We start from the raw sequence: 2,305 nt of genomic DNA, 5'->3' as shown, positions 1-2,305 counted from the left end.
CCAGCGTGGTGGCCGCCGCGGTCTCGATGCTGGCCGCGCTGGGCGGCCAGGCAAGGGCGGTTTGGGTCCAGGTCATGCGCGCTACCCTTTACAGCCCCAACTCCGCCTTTTGCTGCCTGCCCCATTCGCGGCAGGCTTCGGCGTGGTCGTTGTAGGCGTCGAACTCGGGGCTGGGGGCCAAGCGCAGCAGCTTGATTTCTTCTTGCAGCGAGTAGACAGCCGCGATTTTTTCGCGCACCCGCTCGCGGATGAGTGCGACGTGGGGCGAGGCGTCACCGATCTGCTGACGGAGTTCGTCGGTGACGGCTACCACCGTGATGTCGTCCAGCTCCACCGGCTGCTCAGGCAAAGAGGTAGCGTCCGGGATCGACACATAGGTTACGCCGTCCAGGGTGCACAGCTCGTTGGCGCCCTCGGGGGCGCTGAGCTGGATGACGGTGTAGGGATTGGATTTTTTGCGGTAGCTGACGATATAGCTCATGGTTGTTCTCCTGCAGGTAGTTGAGCATGTATTGACGTGATGCGGTTTGGCGAGCGTGGCCCAGGCTGGAAATCACCGACTCCAGCCGTCCCCGCTTCACGGATTGCCGGTAGTTGTAGAGGTTGCGCTTGCGCACGAAACGGCGCGTTCGCCAGGTGCGGTAGCCGACGAAGTTCAGGCCACGATGGGCCTTGTGAATGCTGGACTTGGACAACTCCAGGTGCAGTTCTTTATCCAGAAATTCGACGATGCGCGCCTTGTGGCTGATGGCCTGCTCGCGGCTGAGGCCGAACAGCACGAAGTCGTCGACGTAGCGGGCGTAGTGTTTCACCTTGAGTTCGCGCTTGACGAACCGATCCAGCGCGTCGAGGTAGATCAGCCCGAACAGTTGGCTGAGCAGGTTGCCGATGGGGACGCCACGATAGTCGTCGGTGATGGCGAACTGCATGATGAGCGCCACCAGGCGACGGTCTTTTATCTTGCGTTCAATCAGCCGCTGCAGCACGGCTCGATCCAGCCGGTAGTAGTAACGACGGATATCGAGCTGCAGAATGTAGCTGTCGGCCGGCACCCGGTTCAGCGCGGCCTGGGCGTAATCGCTGGCGGCATGGGTGCCCTTGCCGAGCCGGCAGGCGTAGCTCTGCTCGATGAAGACGGCATCGAACAGCGGGCGGATCAGGTTGTAGATGGCGTGCTGCACCACGCGATCACGAAAGGCCGGGGCCGAGATTTCGCGCGGCTTGGGCTCGTAGACCATGAATTTGTAATAGGGCTTGGGCTGGTAGCTGCCGTCACTCAGGGTTTGATGCAGGTTTTCTATCTGGGCGGCCAGGCGGCGCTCGAACTGAAAGCAGGCTCGGGTGGCGCGCTTGGTTTTGCGGGCGTCGAGATAAGCCTGATACAGGGCGGCGCGGCTGATCACCTGGGGGTAGAGATTGCCGTGGCGTTTCATTGCGCGCCCCACTGACGTTCGCAGTTGCTACCAGAAAGCGGGGCGTAGTACGGTTTTGCCTGTGGCGGGAAGTCGCCTCCCTCAATTCCAGTGGCACCGGGTAACGGGTGTTTCAGGTGTGGATTTGAGTCGGCCGCGAACCCGACATTGTTGTTCGAGTTCGTGCGGTTGTTGTTCAAATTGACGCCCCAGGGGCCGGCATTCGAACCGTTGTTCCAGTTGTAGCCGGAGATGACGCAGAGCATGTTAAGGCGACTCCCGACAGCGGATTCTACTGCAATCATTGGCGCTTGGCTCCCTCTTTATCTCGATAACTGCGTATCCAGCCGCCGATTAACATGCCAACCTCGTCAATCATCAGCTCGATAGTATGCAGCCGGCGCAGCGCCCGCTCCTGCGGGCCGCCATCCTGTCGTTCGTCGCGCCAACCGAAGTAACCCAGCTCGCCCGCCAGGCGCACCAACATGCGCAGCTGTTCGTGGCGCACATCCAGCTGGCCGAGGGTGGTCTTGCGGGAGTAGGGCTTCTGCGCCGCCACGATCAGGGCATAGGTGTCGTAGGCGGCGGTGCGAATTTGCTGGCTCAGGCCGTAGCGCTCAAACCTGGGGAAATGCCCCAGGTATTGATTGAGCTGCTTGATCAGGCGCAGCATGCGCCCGTCCAGTCGTGCCTCGTTATGTAATCCCATTATTCATCCCCTCGCTAGGCGCTCGGGCGAACCGGATACGAGGCGGCCGCGAACCCGACATAGAGGCTCGAGCTCGTGCGGTAGTTGCTCAAAGGGACGCCCCAGGGGCCGGCATTCGAACCGCTGCTCCAGCTGTAGCCGGAGAGGACGCAGAGCTCATTGCGAATATATTGATGGTGGTAGT

4 protein-coding genes are annotated in these 2,305 nt (G+C 61.2%); all 4 read right to left on the bottom strand.

Going from position 1 to position 2,305, the window contains the following annotated elements; translation table 11 throughout:
* Positions 1-88: 88 nt before the first annotated feature.
* Genes UN63_RS16790 through UN63_RS16775 form a run of 4 tightly spaced genes read right to left on the bottom strand, consistent with a single transcriptional unit; the run spans position 89 to position 2,121 of the window.
* Positions 89-334, bottom strand: a complete 246-nt coding sequence (locus tag UN63_RS16790) for a hypothetical protein (protein ID WP_146084770.1) — start codon at positions 332-334, stop codon at positions 89-91.
* Between the two features lie 7 nt (positions 335-341).
* The gene (locus UN63_RS16785; RefSeq protein ID WP_104488631.1) at positions 342-1,433 is read right to left on the bottom strand and encodes a reverse transcriptase domain-containing protein; all 1,092 of its coding nucleotides are present in this window, start codon (positions 1,431-1,433) and stop codon (positions 342-344) included.
* Positions 1,430-1,717 carry a hypothetical protein gene (locus UN63_RS16780; RefSeq protein ID WP_104488630.1) on the bottom strand — a complete coding sequence of 96 codons (288 nt, stop codon included), beginning with the start codon at positions 1,715-1,717 and terminating at the stop codon, positions 1,430-1,432. The genes UN63_RS16785 and UN63_RS16780 overlap by 4 nt, the downstream gene beginning before the upstream one ends.
* Positions 1,714-2,121 carry a four helix bundle protein gene (locus UN63_RS16775; protein ID WP_104488629.1) on the bottom strand — a complete coding sequence of 136 codons (408 nt, stop codon included), beginning with the start codon at positions 2,119-2,121 and terminating at the stop codon, positions 1,714-1,716. The genes UN63_RS16780 and UN63_RS16775 overlap by 4 nt, the downstream gene beginning before the upstream one ends.
* Positions 2,122-2,305: the final 184 nt, after the last annotated feature.

Origin of the sequence: Oceanisphaera arctica (assembly GCF_002936955.1) — a bacterium.
GTDB classification, from domain to species: Bacteria; Pseudomonadota; Gammaproteobacteria; order Enterobacterales; family Aeromonadaceae; genus Oceanimonas; species Oceanimonas arctica.
The sequence above is the reverse complement of the archived record's forward strand: the minus strand, read 5'-3'. Positions and strand labels throughout refer to the sequence as shown.

Bases quoted from the DNA above. Each gene is read 5' to 3' on its own strand.
- UN63_RS16775 (WP_104488629.1), bottom strand. From the start codon at position 2,121: ATGGGATTACATAACGAGGCACGACTGGACGGGCGCATGCTGCGCCTG.
- UN63_RS16785 (WP_104488631.1), bottom strand. From the start codon at position 1,433: ATGAAACGCCACGGCAATCTCTACCCCCAGGTGATCAGCCGCGCCGCC.
- UN63_RS16780 (WP_104488630.1), bottom strand. From the start codon at position 1,717: ATGATTGCAGTAGAATCCGCTGTCGGGAGTCGCCTTAACATGCTCTGC.